At 70.4% G+C, this 23,034-nt stretch carries 22 protein-coding genes; 7 read left to right on the forward strand and 15 right to left on the reverse strand.

Annotated elements, in window-relative coordinates:
- Positions 1–3 precede the first annotated feature (3 nt).
- From Pth03_RS33955 to Pth03_RS33965, 3 genes are read right to left on the reverse strand one after another with little or no spacing between them, the layout of a single operon-like run.
- Positions 4–1,290 carry an ABC transporter permease gene (locus tag Pth03_RS33955; protein WP_203948560.1) on the reverse strand — a complete coding sequence of 429 codons (1,287 nt, stop codon included), beginning with the start codon at positions 1,288–1,290 and terminating at the stop codon, positions 4–6.
- Positions 1,287–2,036, reverse strand: a complete 750-nt coding sequence (locus Pth03_RS33960) for an ABC transporter ATP-binding protein (RefSeq protein WP_275413266.1) — start codon at positions 2,034–2,036, stop codon at positions 1,287–1,289. The genes Pth03_RS33955 and Pth03_RS33960 overlap by 4 nt, the downstream gene beginning before the upstream one ends.
- On the reverse strand, positions 2,033–3,217 hold the full coding sequence (locus Pth03_RS33965; protein ID WP_203948561.1) for an efflux RND transporter periplasmic adaptor subunit: 1,185 nt from the start codon (positions 3,215–3,217) through the stop codon (positions 2,033–2,035). Before Pth03_RS33965 ends, Pth03_RS33960 begins: the two co-directional genes overlap by 4 nt.
- Before the next feature lie 132 nt (positions 3,218–3,349).
- Between Pth03_RS33965 and Pth03_RS33970 the strand changes: the two genes are divergently transcribed.
- A complete protein-coding gene (locus Pth03_RS33970) occupies positions 3,350–5,119 on the forward strand; it encodes an efflux RND transporter periplasmic adaptor subunit (protein WP_203948562.1) in 1,770 nt (589 codons plus the stop codon).
- 116 nt (positions 5,120–5,235) lie between these two features.
- Here Pth03_RS33970 and Pth03_RS33975 read toward each other — a convergent pair whose 3' ends face one another.
- The 4 genes from Pth03_RS33975 to lhgD all read right to left on the reverse strand — a co-directional run bounded on the left by Pth03_RS33975 (position 5,236) and on the right by lhgD (position 9,397).
- Positions 5,236–5,595, reverse strand: a complete 360-nt coding sequence (locus tag Pth03_RS33975) for a hypothetical protein (protein WP_203948563.1) — start codon at positions 5,593–5,595, stop codon at positions 5,236–5,238.
- 313 nt (positions 5,596–5,908) lie between these two features.
- Positions 5,909–7,477: a HAMP domain-containing sensor histidine kinase gene (locus Pth03_RS33980; RefSeq protein WP_275413267.1), complete on the reverse strand. Its 1,569-nt coding sequence runs from the start codon at positions 7,475–7,477 to the stop codon at positions 5,909–5,911.
- Positions 7,478–7,482: 5 nt separating this feature from the next.
- Positions 7,483–8,193, reverse strand: a complete 711-nt coding sequence (locus Pth03_RS33985) for a response regulator transcription factor (RefSeq protein ID WP_203948564.1) — start codon at positions 8,191–8,193, stop codon at positions 7,483–7,485.
- A gap of 13 nt (positions 8,194–8,206) precedes the next feature.
- A complete protein-coding gene (lhgD, locus tag Pth03_RS33990; RefSeq protein WP_203948565.1) occupies positions 8,207–9,397 on the reverse strand; it encodes an L-2-hydroxyglutarate dehydrogenase in 1,191 nt (396 codons plus the stop codon).
- Between the two features lie 128 nt (positions 9,398–9,525).
- On the opposite strand from lhgD, the gene Pth03_RS33995 reads away from it, so the two are divergent.
- Entirely contained in the window at positions 9,526–9,888 is a 363-nt protein-coding gene (locus Pth03_RS33995) for a hypothetical protein (protein ID WP_203948566.1), read from the forward strand.
- A gap of 7 nt (positions 9,889–9,895) precedes the next feature.
- Here the strand turns inward: Pth03_RS33995 and Pth03_RS34000 are convergent, their stop codons facing one another.
- On the reverse strand, positions 9,896–10,945 hold the full coding sequence (locus Pth03_RS34000) for a hypothetical protein (RefSeq protein ID WP_239119574.1): 1,050 nt from the start codon (positions 10,943–10,945) through the stop codon (positions 9,896–9,898).
- A gap of 56 nt (positions 10,946–11,001) precedes the next feature.
- Between Pth03_RS34000 and Pth03_RS34005 the strand changes: the two genes are divergently transcribed.
- Positions 11,002–11,973 carry an aldo/keto reductase gene (locus Pth03_RS34005; protein ID WP_203948567.1) on the forward strand — a complete coding sequence of 324 codons (972 nt, stop codon included), beginning with the start codon at positions 11,002–11,004 and terminating at the stop codon, positions 11,971–11,973.
- Between the two features lie 106 nt (positions 11,974–12,079).
- On the opposite strand, the gene thpR is transcribed toward Pth03_RS34005, so the two are convergent.
- The 3 genes from thpR to Pth03_RS34020 are packed head-to-tail and all read right to left on the reverse strand — an operon-like array spanning position 12,080 to position 14,317.
- A complete protein-coding gene (gene thpR / locus Pth03_RS34010) occupies positions 12,080–12,655 on the reverse strand; it encodes an RNA 2',3'-cyclic phosphodiesterase (RefSeq protein ID WP_203948568.1) in 576 nt (191 codons plus the stop codon).
- A complete protein-coding gene (locus Pth03_RS34015) occupies positions 12,618–13,871 on the reverse strand; it encodes an MFS transporter (RefSeq protein ID WP_203948569.1) in 1,254 nt (417 codons plus the stop codon). The genes thpR and Pth03_RS34015 overlap by 38 nt, the downstream gene beginning before the upstream one ends.
- Before the next feature lie 5 nt (positions 13,872–13,876).
- Entirely contained in the window at positions 13,877–14,317 is a 441-nt protein-coding gene (locus tag Pth03_RS34020; protein ID WP_203948570.1) for a MarR family winged helix-turn-helix transcriptional regulator, read from the reverse strand.
- 181 nt (positions 14,318–14,498) lie between these two features.
- Here Pth03_RS34020 and Pth03_RS34025 point away from each other — a divergent pair, with 181 nt between their 5' ends.
- Both Pth03_RS34025 and Pth03_RS34030 read left to right on the forward strand, forming a co-directional pair.
- Positions 14,499–15,068 (forward strand): TetR/AcrR family transcriptional regulator, encoded by a 570-nt coding sequence (locus Pth03_RS34025; RefSeq protein ID WP_203948571.1) that lies wholly within the window; start codon positions 14,499–14,501, stop codon positions 15,066–15,068.
- A gap of 26 nt (positions 15,069–15,094) precedes the next feature.
- Positions 15,095–15,565 (forward strand): hypothetical protein, encoded by a 471-nt coding sequence (locus tag Pth03_RS34030; protein ID WP_203948572.1) that lies wholly within the window; start codon positions 15,095–15,097, stop codon positions 15,563–15,565.
- A 49-nt stretch (positions 15,566–15,614) separates the two neighbouring features.
- Here the strand turns inward: Pth03_RS34030 and Pth03_RS34035 are convergent, their stop codons facing one another.
- A complete protein-coding gene (locus Pth03_RS34035; RefSeq protein ID WP_239119575.1) occupies positions 15,615–17,078 on the reverse strand; it encodes an NCS2 family permease in 1,464 nt (487 codons plus the stop codon).
- Between the two features lie 121 nt (positions 17,079–17,199).
- Between Pth03_RS34035 and Pth03_RS34040 the strand changes: the two genes are divergently transcribed.
- Positions 17,200–17,412 (forward strand): DUF2530 domain-containing protein, encoded by a 213-nt coding sequence (locus tag Pth03_RS34040; protein WP_203948574.1) that lies wholly within the window; start codon positions 17,200–17,202, stop codon positions 17,410–17,412.
- Between the two features lie 8 nt (positions 17,413–17,420).
- Here the strand turns inward: Pth03_RS34040 and Pth03_RS34045 are convergent, their stop codons facing one another.
- Together Pth03_RS34045 and Pth03_RS34050 are read right to left on the reverse strand one after the other, a co-directional pair.
- Positions 17,421–20,345 carry a sacsin N-terminal ATP-binding-like domain-containing protein gene (locus Pth03_RS34045; protein ID WP_203948575.1) on the reverse strand — a complete coding sequence of 975 codons (2,925 nt, stop codon included), beginning with the start codon at positions 20,343–20,345 and terminating at the stop codon, positions 17,421–17,423.
- A gap of 1 nt (position 20,346) precedes the next feature.
- Positions 20,347–21,144 carry a DUF3027 domain-containing protein gene (locus tag Pth03_RS34050; protein ID WP_239119576.1) on the reverse strand — a complete coding sequence of 266 codons (798 nt, stop codon included), beginning with the start codon at positions 21,142–21,144 and terminating at the stop codon, positions 20,347–20,349.
- A 107-nt stretch (positions 21,145–21,251) separates the two neighbouring features.
- Between Pth03_RS34050 and Pth03_RS34055 the strand changes: the two genes are divergently transcribed.
- Positions 21,252–22,520 carry an MFS transporter gene (locus tag Pth03_RS34055; RefSeq protein ID WP_239119577.1) on the forward strand — a complete coding sequence of 423 codons (1,269 nt, stop codon included), beginning with the start codon at positions 21,252–21,254 and terminating at the stop codon, positions 22,518–22,520.
- Here Pth03_RS34055 and Pth03_RS34060 read toward each other — a convergent pair.
- Positions 22,517–22,915, reverse strand: coding sequence for a cold-shock protein (locus Pth03_RS34060; protein WP_203948609.1), 399 nt, complete (start codon positions 22,913–22,915; stop codon positions 22,517–22,519). The two genes, Pth03_RS34055 and Pth03_RS34060, sit on opposite strands and share 4 nt — an antisense overlap.
- Positions 22,916–23,034: the final 119 nt, after the last annotated feature.

Raw genomic sequence — 23,034 nt, forward strand, 5'->3', positions numbered from 1 at the left:
CTGTCACTCGAACCGAAGGGCTTCGATCGGCCGCAACTTCGCGGCCCGGTTGGCGGGATAGCTGCCGAAGAACAGGCCGATCGCGACCGACACCGCCAGCGCCAGCACGATCGAGGCCGGCACGAGCACCGGCTTGACCCCCGCGATCGTGAACTGCGCCCCGATCACGGCGATGGCCACCCCTAATAGGCCGCCCACCAGGCTCAGCACCGTCGCCTCGACCAGGAACTGCCCGAGGATCGCCCCCCGCGGCGCACCGATGGCCTTGCGGATGCCGATCTCCCTGGTCCGCTCGGTGACGGTGACCAGCATGATGTTGGTGATCCCGATGCCTCCGACCAGCAGGCTGATCGCGGCCACCGCGCCCAGCAGCACCGTGAACGTCCCGGTCGCGGCGCTGACCGTCTCCTGCAACGTCGCCTGATTCAAGATCCGGTAGTCCGCGCTCGCCGTCCCGGTGATCCCGTGCCGCTGATTGAGGATGTCGGTCACCTCGGCCTGCGCCTCGTCCACCTCTGCGGCGCTCTTGGCCTGCACCAGGACCTGGCTCAGCTGCCCGAATCCGGTCAGGCTCTGCTGCACCGCAGGCAACGGCGCGATCGCCAGGTCGTCGGCGTCCTGGAACCCCGACGACCCGGCCTCCTTGAGCACCCCCACGACCGTGAACGGCACCCCTGACACCACGATCTGCTTGCCCACCGGATCGGCCGCGCCGAACAGGTCCTGCGCCACCGTGTTCCCGATGACGACCACCTTGCGCGCCGCCAGCACATCGGCGTTGTAGAAGTAGGTGCCCTTGACCACCGGCTTGTTCGACGCCTCGAAATAGCTCGGATAGGTGCCGACGAACTGCTGGATGGCGTGGCTGGCCCCCTCATAGGTGGCCGTCTGCGACGACGCCGTCACCACCGGCGAGACGCTCTTCACCGACGGCGCGCTGGTCGGGTCGGCCAGTGCCTTCGCGTCGGCCACCGTAAGCTGCTTGGCCTGGGTGCGCGGCCCCGAGCCCTGCTGACCCGCCGCGCCGCCGCCGAGCAGCCGGGCGAACCCGCCGCCACCGCCGCCGCGCCCGCCACCGCCGCCGCCGCTTGTGGACGGCGAGATGGTCAGCGAGTTGGCGCCCAGCCGCTGGATGTTGTCCTGGATCTGCTGCGACGATCCCTGACCCACCGCGACCAGCAAGATCACCGCACCGACGCCGATCAAGATGCCCAGCATCGTCAGCGCGCTGCGCAGCTTGTTGGCCGTCAGCCCGCGCAACGCGAACCGCACCACCTCCACCGGGTTCACGCGCCCACCTCGGCCATCCGCGGCGGAAGACCGCCCACCGGCGCCCGGCGCACGTCCTCGACCACCTGACCGTCCACCAGACGGACCACCCGCTTGGCATGCTCGGCCACATCGTCTTCGTGGGTGATCAACACGATCGTCCGGCCGCTCGCCGACAACCCGTCGAAGATCCGCATCACGTCGTCACTCGACCGCGAGTCCAGCGCACCCGTCGGCTCGTCGGCCAGCAGCAATGTCGGCACCGTCACCAGCGCCCGCGCCAGCGCCACTCGCTGCTGCTGACCACCCGACAACTCGTTCGGCTGATGAGCGACCCGCTCGGCCAGCCCCACCTCATCCAGCGCCGCCAAAGCCCGCCGGCGCCTCTCGGCCGCCTTCACGCCCCCGTACGCCAGCGGCAACTCCACATTGGCCAGCGCGCTCATCCGCGGAATCAGGTTGAACGACTGGAACACGAACCCGATCTTCCGGTTCCGCACGATCGCCAGCCGGGCATCGTCCAGCACACCCACATTCGTGCCGTCCAGCAGGTAACCCCCCGACGACGGCACATCCAGGCACCCGATGATGTTCATCAGCGTCGACTTGCCCGACCCCGACGTCCCCATGATCGCCACATAGTCGCCCCGCTCCACCCGCAACGACACCCCGCGCAAGGCGTGAACCGCCGTCTCGCCCTCGCCGTAGACCTTGGCCACGTTCCTGATGTCCAGGACCGGTGGCCGTGCCTGTGTCATCTCGGTCATCCCCGGCCTCCTCGGAAACCGCCGCCACCGCCGCCGCCGAAGCCGCCTCCGCCACCGAGGCCGCCTCCGCCGCCGCCGAACGGGAGTCCCCCGCCGGTGCCCGTCGTCGTGGGCAGGTTGCGAACCACCTGGTCACCCTCCTGGAGCCCCGACTTGATCTCGGTGGTGGTGTCGCCCTTGATGCCGATCTGCACGGGCTTCACGACCTGCTTGCCGTTCTCCAGGACCTTGACCGTGCTCTGGCCGCCCGCCGTCGTGATGGAGGAGCTCGGAACGGCGAGCGCGTTGTCCGCCCTGCTCACGATCACCTGGAGGCTGGCCGTCTGGCCGAGCCGTACGGTGGCGGGCACGCCGCTCAGGGAGATCGTCACGGCGTACTGCACGACGTTGTTGTTCGTCTGCGGCTGCGGATCGATCACGCTCACCTTGCCGGTGGCCGTCACCCCGGTCAGCGCGTCGAAGGAGACGGTGGCCGCCTGGCCGACCTTCAGCTTGGTCACGTCCGACTCGGTGAACTGCCCGACGATCTGCAGCTTCGCCGGATCGGCGATCTCGATGAAACCGCTGCCCGTGCTCGTCGAGGCCGAGCTCGACGAGCCGCCGCCTCCGCCACTTCCGCCGGCCCCCGCTCCGGTGGCCGAACCGCTGGACGAACCCGAGGAGGAGCCGCCGCCCCCTGACGAGCCGCCCACCGACCCGTTGACCGCGATGATCGTTCCGGCGAACGGCGCTTTGATGACCGTGCCGGCGACCGCCCGCTTGGCGGCGTTGTAGGCGTTTCTCGCGCTGATGTACTGCGAGTAGCCCGACGGCGTCGAGGTGTCGGCGTCGTCGGCGGCGTCCAGGCTCGCTTTGGCGGCGTCCAGGCTCTCCTGGGCCGCGGTGTCGTCGATCCTGGCCAGCACCCGGCCCTTCTTCACCTTGTCGCCCGACTCGACCGCGATCGACTCGACCGTGCCGCTCGTTCCGAAGTCCAGCGACCTTGTCCTGGCGCTCTCGACGGAGCCGGAGGCCGACACCGACGACACCACCGTCCCCCGCGTCACGCGGGTCGTCAGCGGAGCCGCCTGGCTGGACGACCCGTTTCCGAGGGAGGCGTAGGCCACGCCCGCTCCCCCGACCAGCAGCACTCCCAGAACGCCGTTGATGATGAGCGCTCTGCGCTTCGTCGACAGCTTCACGACCGTGAACCCTGTCGGACCCCGCTTCGGGCAACCTCGGCCGATGCTGACAGTTTCCTGGAAGTCGCATTTTCAGATAACTCTCAGGTACGGCCAAGCGGGCGATGACATGGCATCACCAGGATGTCCGCTATGACACCGAGCACCACGATCCGCGTCGGGGGACTGGCCCTCGCCGGCATCGCCGTCGCGAGCGCCGCCATCGCCTACGTCAGTCGCGGAGACTCCGCGACGGCTGAACGGATCTCGCTCGCCGCGGCAAAGCGCGGCACCGTCTCCGCCTACGTGTCGGCCGCGGGCAACACCGTGAACGACGGGGTCAGCGACCTGGCGTTCGGCGCGGCGGGCACGGTGCAGAAGGTGTACGTCACAGTCGGGCAGAAGGTCAAGAAGGGCCACGTCCTGGCTCGCATCGACGACACGATCGCCCGGGAGGACTACGACGCGGCCAAGGCCGCGCTCGCCGCGGCCGACGACACCCTGGACAAGGTCGAGAGCGGCACGTCGGTGACGACGACATCCGGAGGCGCGGGCGGCTCCGGCGGGGTCGTCCCGGCGGTCGCCAGAACGTCGGCCGGCACATCGGCCGGCACATCGGCCGGCACATCGGCGCGGACGTCGGGGTCGCGGGCGGGATCCGGCTCCTCTTCGGGCGGCACGAGCGGTGCGGGCGGCTCCGGCTGCGCGACGACGCGCCCGGCGAGCGAGTCGGCCGGCGAGGGCTGGCTGCCCCTCAACGTGACGCTGGTCTCCGCGGAGAGCGGCGGCCGCAACCATCCTCCGCTTCTGCTGTCCGCCGCCGGCTCCACCCCCACGCCCACGCGGACCTCGGTGAAGACGCAGGTGAAGACGCACACGTCCGGCGGGAGCCCCCAGAGCACGGCGTACGGCAGCGGGACGGCCGGCACACGCCAGACATGGACGAAACACCCGAGCCCGTCACCGAGCCCCTCGCCGAGCCCGACGCCCACAGCGAGCCCGTCGCCGTCGCCGACTCCCAGCGTGACGCCCACACGCCCGACACCCACGCCCACGCCGACCTGCACGCCGGGAGGAGGCCAGGGGTCTGCCCCCGGCTCCGGACAAGGCGGCGGCCAGGGTGGCGGGCAAGGCGGCGGACCCGGCGGTGGCCAGGGTGGTGGACCGGGCGGTGGCCAGGGCGGCGCGGGCCAGGGCCGCGGCGGCTTCGGCGGTGGTTCCGGCGGCGGCGCGGGTGGGGCCGGGGGCGCGGGCGGGCGCGGTGGAACGCCGATGACCGAGGCCGAGGCCCAGGCGGCCGTGGCCAAGGCCACGACCGACCTCGCCGACGCCAAGCAGGCGCTCGACGGTGTGACGATCAAGGCTTCCGACGACGGCACCGTCCTGTCGATCGCGGGGACGGCAGGCACGCAGTACACGGCCGGCGCCTTCATCACGCTCGGCGACCTCGCCGACCTTCAACTGCAGGCGATGGTCACCCAGTCGGACATCCAGTTCCTCAAGGTCGGGCAGAAGGCGACGATCACGCTGGCCACCCACGCGGGACAGGAGTACGACGGCACCGTCGCCCACATCGACCCGACCGCGACGACCGACGGCCAGCTCGTCCGGTACGGCGTGACCGTCTCCTTCGACGACCGCCCCGCCAACCTGCTGCTCGGCCAGAGCGCGAGCGTGCGGGTGACCACACGTGAGGCGAACGACGCCCTGTACGTCCCTGTGCAGGCGGTGAAGACCCTCGACGACGGCACGACGACGGTGACGGTCAAGCAGGGGGACAACCAGGTGCAGCGGGGGGTGAAGACGGGGGTGCGCGGTGATCAGTACGTCCAGATCACCGGCGGCCTGACCGATGGCGACCAGGTGGTGCTGCCGGGCGGCGCGGCGACGCAGGGCTTCCCGCAGGAGGGCTTCCCCGGCTGACGCCGGCGCCTCTGCCGGTACGGCTTTGTGGCCGGCCTCCCGGGAACCGCGCGGGAGACCGGCCACGTTCAGATCACTGCTTCCTCACGGCAGACGTGGCAGCGAGAGCTCGGGCCTCAGTAGCTCTTCGCCTTCGACTCGGAGTCGGAGTCGGAGTCGTCGTCCTGCCTCTGCCACGGGTTGGACTCGTTCTGCTCCTTCTGGAACGGCGTCACGACCAGCGTGAAGTCGCGCAGCAGGTGCTGGCGCTGGAACTCGTGCTGACGCGCGTGCTGGAACTCGTGCAGGCGGTTCGAGTTGCGGTTGTGGTTCCGGCCACCCCGGCCAAAGCCGCCGCCGCAACCGCCGCCGCAGCCGCCGCCCATGACGACAGCGGCGTTCGCGGAGGTGCTCACCGCGGTGCCGAGGGCGACGGCGCCACCGGTCAGCGCGGTGCCGATGGCGAGAACCCCGACGAGGCTCTTGAAGTTGCGCATTTCATATCCCCCTTGAAAGGACACCTGTCCTGTGCTCCGATTTCATCCCGATAACCGGGAAATGCGTTTCCGATGGCCCTTATCGGACCATTCCGCATTGTCTTGCTTCCGCAGGCGACGAGGCGATAAACGGCAGCGAGGGGCTTTTGCATCACGCTTATCTCTTTATTGACCGCGTTAAATCAGTACGAAGCACTTTAGTGCCAAATGCTATTTATGTCCGATTAGAGATGTCCGAATAGAGGTGATATATCAGCCTTTAGTGCCAGGAATTCGCTGGCATGGCCGTAGGGCAGAGCAGCGACGGGTACGCCTACCGGCGGGCTTCTGGCTCGGCCGGCAACGCCTCGGGATCGATGAGAAGCGTCTCGGATTCCGGCAGGAACTCCTCGGGTTCACCCGCCAGGCCCTCGGATGGGTCCTCGGATTCCGGCAGGAACTCCTCGGGTTCATCCGCCAGGCCCTCGGATGGGTCCTCGGATTCCGGGAGGAGCGCCTCAGGCGAGAGCGGCAGCATGATGCGGAACGCGGCGCCTTCACCCGGCGCGGTCTCGACGGTGACCCGCCCGCCATGGGCCCGCACGAGCGAGTCGACGATCGCCAGGCCGAGCCCGCTGCCGGCCCCGGCGGGCCGCGTCCTCGACGGGTCGGCGCGATAGAACCGCTCGAAGACCCGCTCGGCCTGCTCGCGGGTGAGCCCGGGACCGTGGTCGGCGACCTCGACGACCGCCAGCGTGCCCTCCACGCCCAGCCTGACGGTGATCGGCGTGCCCTCGGGCGTGTGGATTCTGGCGTTGCTCAACAGGTTGCCGATGACCTGGCGCAGCCGCACATCGTCTCCCAGGACGATGAGCGCCGCGTCGCCGTCGATGCTCAGCCGGACGTCGCGGTCAGGGCACAGGATCGACGTGTCGTGCACCGCGTCGGCGGCGAGGGCGAGCAGGTCGACCGGCTCCGACTGAAGCGGTCTTTGCTGGTCGAGCCGGGCGAGCAGCAGCAGGTCCTCGACGAGCAGGCCCATGCGTGCGGCCTCGCTCTCGATCCTGCGCATCAGCCGATTCACGTCGGCGTCCGGCACCTGCCGGTGGAACTCCGCGAATCCCCTGATCGACGTGAGGGGCGTCCTCAGCTCGTGGGACGCGTCGGCGACGAAACGCCGCATCCGCGCCTCCGACTCCCGGGCCGAGGCCTCCGACGCCGCGCGCGCCGCGAACGCCGCCTCGATCTGGGCGAGCATGCCGTTGAGCGAGCGGGCCAGGCGGCCGACCTCGGTCCTGGGGTCGCGATCGGGGATGCGGCTGCTGAGGTGTCCTTCGGCGATGTCCTGCGCGGTCTTCTCGATCTCGGTGAGCGGGCGCAGACTGCGCCGTACGATCACGACGGCGACGACGGCGAGGACGACCATCACGGCGCCGCCGACCAGCAGTTCGATGAGCGCGAGCCGGCCGGTGATCTGCCGCACCGACGCGAAGTCGACGGCGACGACCACGCTGCCGAGGCCGCTGACCGGAACCGCCCGGGCGCGCCACAGACCGTCGCCCGACACCGCCGCGACGGTCTGGGGCGTCTGCAAGGTGACGGCGGCGGGGCCGGGCAGATTCTCGACGGCCAGCCCCGCCTGCGCGGCGACCAGCTTCCCGGTGTCGTCGTGAACCTCGACACGGCCCTCCGGGGGCACGCGGAGCCGGGCCAGCACGGTGGGCCCGCGTTGCAGGCGCAGCACCACGTCGTCGGTGACCATGCCGAGCTGCATGTCGACCCGGGAGACGAGGTAGTGGCGCAACAGCGAGACGCTGCCCAGGCCGATGACGGTCATGGCCACGGCCACGAGCGCGAGCATGGCCGCAGTCAGCCGGATCCGCAGCGGCGTGCGCCCCGACACGGCGCTCAGGCGGTGCTCGGCGGCGTCCGCATGACGTATCCGACGCCCCGCAGGGTGTGGATGAGCCGCGGATGGGCGTTGTCGAGCTTGCGGCGGAGCACCGAGACATAGGACTCGACGATTCCGGCGTCGCCCCGGAAGTCGTAGTCCCACACGTGGTCGAGGATCTGCGCCTTGGACAGGACCCGCCCGGCGTTGGCCATGAAGTAGCGCAACAGCTTGAACTCCGTCGGCGACAGCGGCACGGCGGCCCCCGCCCGCCAGACCTCGTGCGACTCCTCGTCGAGCTCGATGTCGGCGAAGGTCAGCCGGGGCGCAACGGCCATCGGGTCGCCGCTCGTACGGCGGAGCACCGCCCTGATCCGCGCGACGACCTCTTCGAGGCTGAAGGGCTTGGTCACGTAGTCGTCCCCGCCGAGGGTCAGACCACGGATCTTGTCCTCCGTCGCGTCCCGGGCGGTCAGGAAGACCACCGGCGTGTGGGTGCCGCCACCACGCAGCCTGCGCACGATGTCGAAGCCGTCCATGTCGGGCAGCATGACGTCGAGAACGATCAGGTCAGGCCGGTGACGCTGGGCGGCCGTGACCGCCTCGCCTCCGTTTGAGGCGGTGTTGACCTCGAACCCCGCGAACCGCAGGCTGGCGGCGAGGAGTTCCAAGATGTTGGGCTCGTCTTCGACGACGAGCAGCCGGGCTTCTGGAGATGCTGTGACCATGGCAGACAGAACTCTAGGAGTTCGGAGTTAAGGGAGCCGTTAAGGCGATATGTCGGGCGATCGCCAGGCTCGACGTCGCGGCCGGCGAGGGCGCGTTCCTGACCAGGACGACTCGTCCCTGCACGTCGATCGCGAAGTCGTCGAGCAGCTTGCCGTCCCTTGCCACGGCCTGGGCCCGCACTCCGCCGCGCGTCTTGACGATGTCGGCCGAGGTCAGCGCGGGCACGTACCGCCGGGCCGCCGACAGGAACGCCCGCTTCGCCAACGAGCCGTACACCTCGCGCACGCCGGTCTTCCAGTGCTCGGCGGCCATCCGCCGGGTGCCGGGCCAGGTGACGATCCGGCGCAGGTCCCGCACGGAGACGTCGCCCCACGAGTAGCCCTCCAGGGCGAGCGCCAGCACCGCGTTGGGCCCGACCAGCACCTCGTCGTCGATCCTCCGGGTCAGGTGGACGCCGAGGAAGGGGTAACGCGGATCGGGCACCGGATAGATCAGTCCGCGCACCATGGCCTTCGCCGTGTCGGTCAGCTTGTAGTACTCGCCCCTGAAGGGAATGATCCGCAGGTCTCCCGGCGCCTTGGCCATCGCGGCCACCCGGTCTGTGCCGAGCCCCGCGCACGAGATCACCCGATCGAAGGTGAACCGGGACGTGCCGGCCACCACCTCGACGCCGCGTGAGGTCTCCCGAAGCGCCCGCACCGGATGCGAGAGCCGTACGGAGCCACCCGTCTCGGCCACGTCGGCGGCGAGGCGGCGCGCGATGGCGGGGAAGTCGGTGATCGCGGTGTGCGGCGAGTGGACCGCGGCGACGCCGACGGCGTCCGGCTCGATCTCGCGCAACCCGAGCGCGTCGAGTTCGGCGATGCCGGGCACCTGGTTCTCCCTGGCCCGCTCGGCGATCCTGCGCAGCCCGGCCATCTCGCCGCGGGTCGAGGCGATCACGAGCTTGCCCACCTCGTCGTACGGCAGGCGGTGCTCGGCGCAATATTCGCGGAGCATCGCCATGCCGTCACGGCAGAGGGTGGCCTTGAGCGATCCAGGGGTGTAATAGATCCCCGCGTGCACGACGCCGCTGTTGTGCCCGGTCTGGTGGGCGGCGACCTCGGATTCCTTGTCGAGCACGGTCACCTCGGCGCCCGACTGCGCCAGCTCCCGGGCGACGGCGAGGCCCAGGATTCCCGCGCCGATGATTCCCAGCTTCATTTCGCTCCGGTGGTCATGCGGCGGTTTATGGGCACCATGCCGTCATTGTCCCCTAGCGGTATACGCGGCGTCTCCCACTCGGCGGAGATCCATTCATGATCGAACTGTTGTTCGGTAGCCTGGATCGCATGTATGTGCCGCCAGGATGGCCGCCGGAGGTCAGCCCGCCGGGCAGCCCCGACTGGGAGAGGTCCGCGACGGCATGGCTCCTCGACGCCGTGCCGCCCGACTACCGGGCCTACGAGGTGCTGCGCCGCCACCCGGTGGCGCTGGCCAGGATGGCCGGCCGGCACGTCCGGGCGGCGATCGAGGCGGCAAGGGAGGGGTACCGCGGCGCCGCCGTCGACCTGAAGGACCACCTGCCGCCGCACGCGGTCGAGGCGGTGCTGGAGGTCTACCGGCGCGAGGGTCCCCGGCTCGTACGGCTGGCCGGGGCCGTGGACCTCGTGGAGCGCGCCCTGCGCGGGGAGCACTTCGTCGAGAGGTTCTAGGCACTCTCTAGCGCGCGGTGCGCCAGGCGATCAGCGCGATGACGCCGATGGCCCCGGCGGCGACCGCCGCCCATAAGGCGATCATCAGGCCCGAGACTCCGCCGTCCCCGGACGTGGCCGGCGCCGCCTCCGGGGTGGTGTCCGGCCGTGCCGTGCCGTCCGGCCGGGGTGTGGCGGTCGGGGTGACGCGCGGGCGCGCATCGGCGGGCAGCGGCACCTCGTAGACCGGGCTGTCTTCACCTTCAGAGCCCGTGAGCAGGTCGGCGCCGTCCCGCGTGTAGGTGATCGACTCGGCCTGGTCGAGCGGCGGCATCGAGACGCGTGCGATCTGGCGGCCGGGCGAGCGATACACGGTGGCGGAGAAGTACGTGCGGATCACGAAGCTCGACCCGTCGGGGGCGAAGGCCGCGTCGGTGGCCATGATGGGCGCCGGCCCCACCCGGCGCAGCACGTTGACCTGGTCGGTCCGCAGTTTCGCCGGAGCCTGGTAGATCGATCCGGAGAACTCCTTGCTGACGATGTAGAGCCGGTTCGTGCGGGGATCGACCATGAGGCCCTCGGCGTTGCGGGCCCCGTCCTTGTAGCGGAAGCGGTAGCGGATCGCGGGCAGCGTCGCGTCGGCCATCGTGCGCGGCTCCATCACCTTGTAGACGGAGATGTCGGACCAGGCGCCCTCGAGGTTGTCCCCGATGTCGCCGATCCACAACACGCCTCTGCCCGTCTTGGGGTCGGTGGTGGCCGCCATTCCCTCCCAGTCGCGGGCGGTCGCCCCTGCGAGGGTGAACGCCGCTCGCGTGCGGCCGTCCGGCCCGACAGCGAAGACCTGCGGGCTCCCGCCGCTGTCGTTGTGGGTGTAGACGATGCCCTTGTGCGTGGGCGAGACCGCGAGCCCGCTCGACTCGGTGATCCTCGAGTCCTTGATGGTGAAGAGCCGATGCCCGTCGTCGGCGTGGGCGCTCGCGGGGACGAGCGGCCCGGCGAGGGACGCCACAAGGACGATCATCACCGGCCGTGCGATCCGTGCGATGCGATCCGCCCCCGGCCGTGATGTCCCCATGCGCGCCATCATCCCCGATGGATCACCTTCCACGCGCGGATGCATAGTCTGGGCGAATGGAATATCAACAACTTGGTCGTACCGGTCTGCTGGTCAGCAAGCTGTGCCTCGGCACCATGAACTTCGGTCCGCAGACGAGCGAAGAAGACTCCCACGCGATCATGGATCGCGCCCATGAGCTTGGCGTCAACTTCTTCGACACGGCCAACGTCTACGGCCAGAAGAAGGGCGAAGGCGTCACCGAGCAGATCATCGGCCGTTGGTTCGCCAAGGGCGGCGGCCGGCGTGAGCGCACGGTCATCGCGACCAAGGTGCACAACCCCATGGGCGACTGGCCGAACGAGAGCCGGTTGTCGGCCCTGAGCATCAGGCGGTCGGCCGACGCCTCGCTGAAGCGCCTGCAGACCGACTACATCGACATCTACCAGGCCCACCACGTCGACAGGAACACGCCTTTCGAGGAGTTCTGGGAGGCCATGGAGGTCCTGCGGCAGCAGGGCAAGATCCTCTACGTCGGTTCCTCGAACTTCGCCGGCTGGCACCTCGCCAAGGCCCAGGAGATCGCCAACCGGCGCAACTTCCTCGGCCTGGTCAGCGAGCAGACGCACTACAACCTGCTCACCCGTACGGCCGAGCTCGAGGTCCTGCCCGCCGCGGAGGACTACGGCATGGGCGTGATCCCGTGGAGCCCGCTCGGCGGCGGCCTGCTCGGCGGCGTGCTGAGGAAGCTGGAGAAGGGGCGTTCGGGTTCGGAGAACATGCTCCGCGAGCTGGACAAGCACCGGGACAAGATCGAGCAGTACGAGGCGCTCTGCGACGAACTCGGCGAGGAGCCGGCCGTCGTGGCGCTCGCCTGGCTGCTCCGGCAGCGCGCGGTCGTGGCGCCGATCATCGGCCCGCGTACGGCGGAGCAGCTCGACGGCACGCTCCGGGTGCTGGAGGTCACGCTGGACGACAAGGCGCTGGCCCGTCTCGACGAGATCTTCCCCGGCCCGGGCGGGACGGCTCCCGAGGCCTACGCCTGGTAGCCCTCCCGGCGGCTACGCGAACAACGTGCCGACCACCACGATGAGCACGAGCAACCCGAGCACCGTGGGCAGCAGCCAGCGACGAGGACGATCCACGCCATGGAGCCTAGTCGCGACCGCCGAGTGAATACGCCTCGACGGGTTCGTAACGAACGTGCGGACCGAGGTGGCTTCGCATCAGGTGGATGGCTTTCGCCTCCCATGGGCGGCCGTTGAAGCCGCTCAGAGCGTGGACGAGCGGCCAAAGGTCGGCCCCCTCGCGGGCGCGGGCCAGGGTCAGGTGGGGATGGAACCGCATGCGGTCCTTCTCCACCGCCCCGGCCCGCCGCGCGCCCGCGGCGACCGAGTCGGCCAGCTTCTTCAACGGCGGCCCGGACGGCAGGCCGACCCACAGGACGCGCCCTCTGCCCGGCGAGGGAAAGGCGCCGGAGCCCGCGAACGACAACGTCAGGGACGGATGGCGGGAGGCCGCCCTGGCCAGCCGTACATGCAGGCCGGGCAGCACCCGGTCGGGCACCTCGCCGAGGAAGGCGAGGGTCACGTGCCAGAGTGCCCGGTCGATCCAGCGCAGACCCGGCGGACCGGCCGCACCCTCCTGGCCGGCCCGCACGCGGTCGACGGCGACCGCGATCTCGGACAACGCCTCAGGCGGCGGTAGCAGCGCCACGAACAACCTGCTCACGCGCCGATTGTTCCCCAGCCGACGCCTTGGCGGCGATCGCCCGGGTCAGCAGTACGGCCAGGCCCGCCCCGGCCACGCTCAGCAGGCCTGTGGTGATGACCGCGACCCGCGGCCCCGCCGACTCGGCCAGCCAGCCGACGAGCGGCGACCCGACGGGCGCCCCCGCGGTGAAGACGAGCACGTAGATCCCCATGACGCGGCCCCGCATGTCCGGCGACGAGCCGAGTTGGACCATGGTGTTGGCCGTCGTGTTGACCGTGATCATGGCCATGCCGGCCGGGATCAGCAGGATCAGGAAGGCGGGGTAGACCGGCGCCACGCCGGCCGCGATCTGGAACACCCCGAACGCCGCCGCGCCGACGAGGAGGAACCTGCGGCTCGGCTTGACCCGGCGGGCCGCCAGCAGCGCGCCGCCGAAGGCCCCCACCGCGAACGCGCTGGACGCGATGCCGAACGACGAGGCGCCCGCGCCGTACACCTGCGTGGCCATGAGGGCGATGCTGGTGGAGAAGCTCTGCGCGAAGACCGCCATGAAGGCGACGATCAGCAGGGGCAGCACCAGGTCGGGCCGGTCACGGACGTACCGCAGGCCCTCTCTGAGCTGGCCCTTGGCCCGGGGCACGGGCTCCGGCGTGCGCAGCTCCCAGGTCCGCATCAGCAGCAGCCCGGTGATCACGGCGGCGAAGGAGGCGGCGTTGATCAGGAAGATCGGGCCGGTGCCCACCCAGTAGATCAGCACGCCCGCGACGGCGGGGCCCACGACCCTGGCCAGGTTGAACGTCGAGCTGTTGAGCGCGATCGCGTTCGACAGGTCCTGGCGGCCCACCATCTCGACGACGAAGGACTGCCGGGTGGGAACCTCGACGCAGGAGACCAGCCCGAGGGTGAAGGCCATCACGTAGACGTGCCACACCTGGGCGGAGCCCGTAAGGATCAGCAGACCCATGGACAGCGCCAGCAGGCCCATCAGCGTCTGGGCGACCATGAGGACGCGCCGCTTGGGGTAGCGGTCGGCGAGCATCCCGCCCCAGAGCCCGAACAGCATCACGGGCAGGAACTGCAGGGCCACGGTCACGCCGAGGGCCGAGCCGCTGCCGTGCGTGAGGTCGAGGACCAGCCAGTCCTGCGCGGTGCGCTGCATCCAGGTGCCGACGTTGGAGACCACGCCGCCGGCCGCGAACAACCGGTAGTTGTGGTTGCGGAGAGAGCGGAACATCCCTCCTACATCTGCGACAGCTTCTCCAGGATCGGAGCGGCCACCCGCAGCGCCGCCCGCTCCTCCGGGGTCAGCTCCTTGAGTTGCCGCGCCAGCCAGGCTTCCTTCATCCGGCGCTCCTCCTTGAGAAGCTCCGTCCCCGCCTCCGTGAGGCGGACGGTCACCTGCCGGCGGTCGGTCGGATGGGGCTTGCGCAGCAGCAGGCCCCTCTCCTCCAGTTTGGCGATCACCCGGGTCATCGAGGGCGGTTGCACCTTCTCGTGCTCCGCGAGCTCCCCGGGGGTCATCTCGGTGTGGGTCTCGACAGCCGCCAGTGTCGCGAGCTGGGTGGCCGTCAGCGAATGATGGGCGCCCTGCTTGCGCAGCCGCCGGTTCAGCCGCGCGAGCGAGACGCGCAACGCCGAGGCGAGGCCGGCGTCGCTGCGAAGGTTCTCTGTTCTTAGCATGACTCATTACCTTCGCTAACTTTATGTGGGGCCGCGGTATTCCGCAATCACAGTCCAAGCATGCTCGTTCTTCCGGCGCGCCGCGAAACGCCGGCGACGACCGGCGGCGAAGAGGGCGGCTTGCGGAGCCATTCTAACGCTGTTAGCTTGTGCCTAACACCGTTAGAATGGAGCACACACGATGTCACCCGCGCCGCGCATCGACGCCGAGGCGATCCTCCGTGCCACGTTCGAGGTGCTCGACCAGGAGGGCTTCGCCGCGCTCTCGATGCGCACGCTGGCCGCCCGCCTCCAGGTGAAGGCCGCGTCGCTCTACTACCACGTGCCCAACAAGGCCGCACTGCTCCGCCTGGTCGCCGACCGCGTCGCGGCGCAGGTCATCGCCGCCCTGCCCCCCGAGCGGGAATGGCGCGGCCTGCTCGACGGCATGGCACGCGTCCTGCGGGAGACCCTGCGCGCCCACCCCGGCGCCGCCGCGGTCGTCGCCGTTCAGGACACCTCACCCGAGGTGTTCGAGCCTGCCGTCCCCCTGGTGCTGTCGTCGATGCGTGCCGGCCTGCGCGTGACCGACGAGGAGGCGCTGCACCTCGTCCAGTCCCTCTACGTCCTCGTGACCGGGCTCGCCCTGGCCGAGTTCGGCAACGCACCCGAACCGCCCGCCGCACCCGCCGCCTACTACGACACCTGGTTCGACATCGCCGTCTCGACCTTCCTCGCCGGAGTCGAGGCGAGGTACGGCACAGCAGGCTGACCCCCCGAAACAGAAGGAATCACGGCGTGTTTCTCACAGCGCTCATCCTGATCGTGTTCGCCGACGCCTATTTCGTCTTCACCACGCTCGTGGACGTCTTCCCCTTCAACAACGTGCGGGAGGCGAAGAGGAGAGAGAAGATCACCGAGGTCGCCGCCAACGCACCGGTCATGCTCCTCCCGGCCGTGCTGCTGCTCATCGCCCATGCCGTACAGGTGGAGGCGCTCGCCTACGCCGGCGCGGGCCTGGAGTTGCTCATCGTCGCGGGCGGCCTGGCCCTGTGGTGGCTGCCCTATCTGGCCGGGGTCACCGTGCCCTGGGCGACGGCGGGCACGGGAGAGAGCTGGGCCGGCCTGCACGCACGGACCTATGCCAAGACCGTCATCGTGTTGCCCGCCCGGGGCGACCGGCCGCGCCCGAATCTCGAGCACATGATCCTGCACACGCTCATCCTCGCGGCAGCGATCTGCGCGTTCGCCGCCGCGGGAACCGTCTGATCCTGTAAGTCGCGGCCGCCATGACGACGTCGGCATGGCGGCCCGCATGTCAGCCGATCCCGAAAAGGTTCTTGATCGGGTCGAGCGCGAAGTAGACGACGAAGAGCACGCCGACCAGCCAGAGCAGCGGGTGGACCTCCTTCGCCTTGCCGCGCACGGCCTTGATCACGATGTAGCTGACGAACCCCGCGCCGATGCCCACCGTGATCGAGTAGGTGAACGGCATCAGCACGATCATCAGGAACGAGGGGATCGCGACCTCGAGGTCGGTGAAGTCGATCTCCTTGATCTGGGTCATCATCAGGAAGCCGACGATCACGAGGGCGGGAGTGGCCGCCTCGAACGGCACGATGTCGGTCAGCGGCGCGAAGAACATGGCGAGCAGGAAGAGCACGCCGGTGACCACGCTGGCCAGGCCCGTACGGGCGCCCTCGCCGACACCGGACGCCGACTCGACGTACGTGGTGTTCGACGAGACGCTCGCCGCGCCGCCCGCCATGGCCGCGACCGAGTCGACGAGCAGGATCTCGCGGGTGCGCTCCAGAGTGCCGTCCTCCCGCACGAGGCCGGCCTGCCGGCCCACGCCGACGATCGTGCCCATGGTGTCGAAGAAGTCGGCCAGCATCAGCGTGAAGACGAGCAGCACGGCGGCCAGCGCCCCGATACGGGAGAAGCTGCCGAACAGGCTGAACTGGCCGAGCAGCGACAGGTCGGGCAGCCCGACGAAGGGGCCGTGCAGCGTGGGCACGTTGAGGCTCCACCCGTTCGGGTGGCCCGGCTGGGAGCCGACCTTGCCGATCGCCTCGACCACGATCGCGAAGACCGTCGTCCCGGCGATGCCGATAAGAATCGCACCCCGCATCTTGCGCGCGACCATGACGGCGGTCGCGAGCAGGCCGACCACGAAGACCAGGCTGGGCCACCCGGTCAGCGAGCCGTTGCCGAGCGAACCGAGTTGCACGGGGACGGTGGTGCCCGCCGCGTCGGGGATGCGCCGGACGAATCCGGCGTCCACGAATCCGATGAGCGCGATGAACAGGCCGATGCCGACACTGATCGCGGTCTTCAGCTGCGCGGGGATCGCATTGAAGACGGCCACCCGGAAGCCCGTCACCACCAGGATGGTGATGACGATGCCCTCCAGCACGATCAGGCCCATGGCGTCTTCCCACGACATCTGGCTCGCGATGCCGAAGGCGACGAAGGCGTTCAGGCCGAGCCCGGTGGCCAGGGCGAACGGCACCCTGCCGAAGACGCCCATCGCGATCGTGACGATGCCCGCCACGAACGCCGTGGCGGCGGCGACGAGGGGAAGGTTGGGGTTGGCGCCGTCGCCGAGATACTGGCCGGTCTTGTCGACGGCGGTTCCGATGATGATGGGGTTGAGCACGACGATGTAGGCCATCGTGAAGAAGGTCGCGGCCCCGCCGCGGATCTCCTGTGCGACGGTCGATCCCCGTGCCGAGATGGAAAAGTAGCGATCAAGCTTGCTGGTTGTAGCGATCTGACTCACGCGCGCAGAGTGGCAGGCGTTACCACCATCGGAAAGACCATGTTGGGCAGAGTTGTTCTTTTGTGATGGATTTGTCACAAGGTGCCGGTGCGGCCCGGGCCTGATCTCCTAAGCTTGGTGCGTGAACCAGCCGCGCCGACCCGATCCAGAGCCGCTCAAGACCAACGACACGCTCACGTTCCTCGTGGGAACCGCACTGTGGGCGATCGCCCTGGTCGTGCTGCTGGTCATCCGGCCCGTCCACACCTGGTCGATCTGGACCTGCGTGGTCGGAATCGGCCTCGGCCTGTTCGGCGTCTACTACGTCCGCCGCCGCGACAGCAGGCGCCGCTGAGCCACCGCTCAGCCGAGCGCCGTCACAGGGTCGAGATCGGCCTCCGCGAGCAGCAGCGGAACCCTGCCCGGGTCGCGCAGGAGCGCGGCGACCGCGAGCCTGTCGCCCCACTGCCCGGCCGCCCACGCCAGGCCCCTGGCCAGGCCTTCGACCCCCGAGGCGTGCACCTTGCCCTCGAAGAACCGCCACGGCACCGGCCTGCCGTCCACGAGCAGATCGTCGTGCGCTACATAGCTCGCCGGAGCCGACGGCAGCAGCGACCGCACCTCCGCCGGCACCGGGCGCTCCTCTCCCGTCGACGTCACCGCGCCCGTGACCGCCTCGCCCACCAGCGGCAGGTCGAGCACCTCTGACAACGCCTCCGCAAGGTCGAACGGCGCGAGCACCAGCGGCCTGTCCTCGACCAGCGGCAGCAGGTCGGGCGCCTCCACGACGACCGGGCCCTCCTCGGCGTCCGCGACGACGATCGAGCCCTTCAGCACCGCTCTGACCGCGTCCGGCGGGCTCACACGGGACGGGTCCACGGCGGCCAGCGCGATCCACAGGGAGCGCAGCTGGGCCCGGTCGACCTCGATCGAGGAGTCCGCCAGCAGGTCGAGCAGTTCATCCGGGCCGCCGTGCGACGCCAGCAACTCGTCGAGCGACGACCGCACGCCGATCATCGTCAGCGCGGCCTCGTCGATGCCCGTGGGGGCTTCGCCGTACAGGCCGAACAGGAGGGGGTCCCCGGAGGGGAGGCGCAGCGCCGTGGGCGGGCGCCCGTCGAGCACCGGGTGCGTCGACAACCACCACGACGTGTACGACGGCACCTCGTACGGCTCGCCGGCGACCAGCACGCGCAGCGGGCGCAGGGCGGCGCGCAGCGGCGGGCGGGACAGCAGCCCCAGGGCCGACGCCCAGTCCGCGACGTATTCGAGATCGCGGACGGCGGTGAACTCCCTGGCCACCGGCGGCACGTCCACGTCCGGAAGCAGGTCGAGCACGGCCTCGATCCACTCGTCCTCGAGATCGAGGTCGTGATCGCATTCGGCGGCGTCGAGCAGCACGTCGGCGTCGTCGACCACGGCGAACCCGTCGAGCACCCCCGCGGCGGCGAGCACGTGCGCACCGAACTTGTCCACCAGGTCAGGCGCCGCGACGCCGAAGGGCACCTCCTGATCGATCAGCCCGGCCAGCGAGCCCCCGGCCAGCAACATCTCACCCGCGGCGTACAGCTCGCCGTCCGCGCCGCGCAGCGCGAGCTCGGCCAGCCACGGGGCCTCACCGGCCGTGAGCCCGGCCGCCTCGACCAGGGCGAGCACTGCCTGGGACACCGGCTCGGGATCCGCGCTGTCCAGCGACTCGCTCACCGCGGCGTGGGTGAGCGGATCCTCCAGGACCGTGCGCGGCGTCGCCTCGGCCGCCCCGAGCCGAAGCAGCAGCGGATGCACCGCGTCGGGATGCACGATCCGCAGCCCGAGCGGCGCGATCAGCGCGGGGTCGAGGCCGCCCGACAACACCAGCGTGCCGCGCGGGCCTCGCACCAGCCGCCCGTCGGCGAGCGGCACCGGGATCGCCCCGATGGCCTCGGTGTCGTCGGCGGGCAGCACCTCGTACAGCGCCCGCCACCACGCCGGGTCCTTGTCCTGTACGGCGTCGCCGGACAACATGTCCACGACGTCGGCAAGCTCCACCCGCCGCACGCCCAGGGTGGTGAGGGCGGGGCTGCGCGACTCCCAGCCCGCGGGCAGCAGCCCCGGGACGATGCCGGCGATCTTGTCGAGGAACTCCTGCGATCCCACGACCGCCCGCGCCTGCTCGCCGGGCACGATCTCCTCCGAGCCGGTCACGGGGAGCAGCGGAGCACCGGGCAGCAGTTTGACGATCTCGCGCCGGATGGCGGCGTCGAGCTCGCCCTTGCCCATCATCCCGGGCACGAGACGCAGGAGGGCCGGAGTCCTCGGCAGCTCCTGGAGCAGCCGCACGTACGCCTCCGCGGCCCGCGCGATCAGGAAGCCGGTCAGCGGCCCGGGCGCCACGTGCCTGCGGTCGGTGGTCAGCGGGAAGGTCGCGATCAGCAGCGCCGGAAGGTCGAGAGGCTCGTCGCTCGGCGTCGGCGCGTGCACGACGCCCGAGGTGCTCTCCTCGGGGTGCACGGCCCAGCGGACCTCCCAGTACGGCCGGGCCCGCTCCTCCGTGGGGCGCCCCGCGAACAGCTCGGCGACCTGCTCGGGCGTGAACGTGCCCGACTCGGTCACGACCCGCCAACCGGAGGTGGAGATCGTCCGTGCCTGCCCGTCGACCTCGATCTCGACGGTCTCCAGCGCCGGCATCGCCAGCGGCAGGGCGGGGCCCGCCTCGGCCAGCATCCGCCGTACGGCCTGCTCGGCCGCCTCGTCGCGCAGCGGGAGCCGTACGAGGGTGTCGAAGCCCTCGGGGACCTCCAGGGAGTCTTCGGGGAACGGCAGGCGCAGCAGCGGCACGTGGCCGTCCCGGCCGGTCAGCTCGGCGGCCAATTCGGGCAGGGCCGCCACGAGGGTGCCGGTCTCCTCACGCGACCAGCGCACGCCTCCGGTCTCCCGCGAGACGATCGAGGGCTCGTCGCAGACCGACACCACGGCGGCGAACCCGACGCCGAAGCGTCCGGCGGCGCCCGTCTCGCCCCTCTTCCCCGAGACGCGGAGCGTGGACAGGCCCTCGACGCCGGCTTCGTCCAGTGGGGCGCCGGTGTTGGCGGCCAGCAGCACGCCGTCGCGCAGCGACAACCTCAGGCGGCCGGGCACCCCGGCGCGCAGGGCCGCGTCCGCGGCGTTCTGGGCCAGCTCGACGACCAGCCGGTCCCGGTAGCCGCCGAGCGCGAAGTCCTCCTCGGCGTTGGCGTCCTCACGGAAACGCGCGGGCGACGCCGTCCAGGCCGCGAGGACGGCCTCGCGCAGTCGTGTGGTGTCGAACATGTCAGGAGTGACCGAGGGGCTCTGAGCCGGTCTCGTCGACCGAGCCGGTTTCCAGTTCGTCATAGCCCATGTCGTCGAGGATCGGCGGGGCGGGCTCCACGACCATGGAGGGCATCGTGGTGGCCTCCGAGTGGGCGCCGCACCCGTGGTCGGCGGCGACCACGCGGCCGTCGTCGGGGGCGTATTCGTTGGCGCAGACCCCGAAGCCCAGCCGCAGCGTGCCCGCGAGCGGCCAGAAGAACCCGCAGGTCGAGCACTGGGCGGGGGCCGCGTGAGCCAGCGGGGTGTGCGGGCCCGCCTCCCCGGAGTGCCAGCGCCGCACGGCCAGGTCCCTGCCGAAGGGCGAGAGGACCCGCGCGCGGCCCAGGCCGTACTCGAAGATCATCTGCTCGTCTGCGTCGTCGCCGGTCGCGGTGTAGCCCGGCGTCAGCCTGTCGTCGTCCGCCTCGGTCGGCAGCAGGTCGCCCACCCCGAGATCGCCGGGGCGCAGCCGCTCGTTCCACGGAACCCACTGGGGGGCCAGCAGCGCCCCCGACCCCGGCAGGAGCACGGTCTCGCTCACGGTGACGGCCTTGGCGCGCGAGGCCCGGGTGACCGTGATCGCCCAGCGCCAGCCGGTGTAGGCCCGGTCCAGGCACTCGAAGTGATGGGTGACGAGCCGGTCCCCCTCGCCGTCGAAGCCCAGATGCCGTCCCACCTCACCGGGGCGGGCCATCTCCTCGGCAGCCGCCCTGGCCAGATCGACGGCCTCGGCACACGCCTGGTCGACTGGAGTGCTTCGGATTCGGGTAGGACTCACACTCCATTTTCACCTACGCCGAGAGCAGACCGCACCGGCTTGATGGGGTAACACTGAAAGGGATGTCGGTGCCTATGGTGGATTTTTGGCCGAAAGTTGTGCGTGGTGTGAGAGCGCCAGGCCGGGTGATCCGGCGGCTCGCCCACGCCAACGGCGCCGACCGGACGGGACTCGGCCGGTTGATCGAGCTGTCCGCCACGCACTCGGCGGGCGACGCGCTCATCACGGTCTCGCTGGCGGGCGCGCTGCTCTTCCAGCTCCCCGTCGGGCAGGCGCGCGGCCAGGTCGCGCTCTACCTGCTGATCACCATGGTGCCGTTCGCCGTCGTCGCCCCCTTCGTGGGCCCGGTCCTCGACCGGTTCCGCTCCGGGCGCCGCTACATCATGGCGGGCACGCTGTTCGCCCGCGGCCTGCTCTGCTGGGGCATGGCCGGCGCCGTCCACTCCTCCGACGCGCTCACCCTGTTCCCGTCCGCGCTGGCCATCCTGGTGTTGTCGAAGGCCTACAACGTGTCCCGGGCGGCGATCATGCCGAGCGTTCTGCCCGCCGACATCGCCCTGGTGAGCGCCAACGCCAGAGTCTCGTTGTTCGCCCTCGTCTCCGCGGCCGCCGGAGCCGCCGTCGGCACCGGAGTGGCCGCGCTCATCGGGCCTGAATGGGTGCTGCGCGCCACCATGCCGCTCTTCCTCGCCGCCGGCGTCGGAGCCGTACGGCTCCCGCGGCACGTCGACTCCCCCGACGTCGAACTGGAGGCGGAGGAACGCCCGTCGAGATGGCGGACCATCCTGGGCGTGGGCCCCGTCGTGACCGAGGCGGTGATCGCCAACGTGGTCATCCGGGTGCAGGCCGGGTTCCTGGTGTTCTTCCTGCTGTTCCTGGTGCAGGACCACCACCTGCACGGGCTCGGCCCGCAGGCCTCCCTCACGCTCCTTGCCGTGGCGGCGGGCGGCGGCGGGTTCGCCGGAGCCGCCGCGGCGTCCTGGTCGCGTTCCCGCTCGCCCCTGCTGACGGTGCTGGCCACCCTCGCCGTGACGACCGTGACGACGGTCGCGACGGCCTTCTTCTTCAACCTGTGGACGGCACTCGTCGTCGCCCTGGTCGGTGCCTTCTCCCAGAGCCTCGGCAAGCTCGCCCTCGACGCGATCGTGCAGCGCGAGATCGGCGAGGAGGTCCGCTCGTCGACCTTCGGCGTCGTGGAGACGCTGCTGCAGCTCGCCTGGGTCTTCGGTGGTCTCCTCGGCCTGGTGATGTCGCTGTTCGCGCCCGGCCCCACGGGCATCGCCGTGATCTCCGCCGGGCTCGCCTTCTGTTTCGTCTGGCTCCTCACGCTCAGGCGCCGCCGGCTCGCCGCCGTGACGCCCGAGCCGGCGAGTTAGGCGTCCAGGTCGTCCGCCACGGCGCGAAGCACAGTCGCCACCTTCTTGGCGTGCACGGCGTCCGGATGCTTGCCCCTCTGGTAGGAGTTCGAGACGTCGTCCAGGAGCTTGATCAGGTCCTCGACGATGACCACCATCTCATCGGGGTTCTTCCGCTTCCCCTTGGGCCTGGCCGTCTTCGCCAGGGTGGGGGGCTGCTCCAGGACCCTGACCGACAGGGCCTGCTGACCGCGACGCCCCTCGGCCACACCGAACTCGACCCGCTGCCCCGGCTTCAGCGCTTCAGCGCCTTTGGGAAGCGCCGAGGAATGCACGAATACCTCACCGCCGTCGTCGCGCGTGAGAAAGCCGAAACCCTTGTCGGCGTCGTACCACTTGACCTTGCCACTCGGCACAGGGGTGACCTCGTTCAGACTGTCGTTAAGTGATTGCATGTAGGTTATGCCCTGAGAGGGCCCCTGCGGACCCCCAGTTTGGGAAGTAAGCCTGCACATCATGAGATTGATGTGCGAGT

The sequence above is a fragment of the Planotetraspora thailandica genome (genome assembly GCF_016863335.1).
Taxonomy (GTDB): domain Bacteria; phylum Actinomycetota; class Actinomycetes; order Streptosporangiales; family Streptosporangiaceae; genus Planotetraspora; species Planotetraspora thailandica.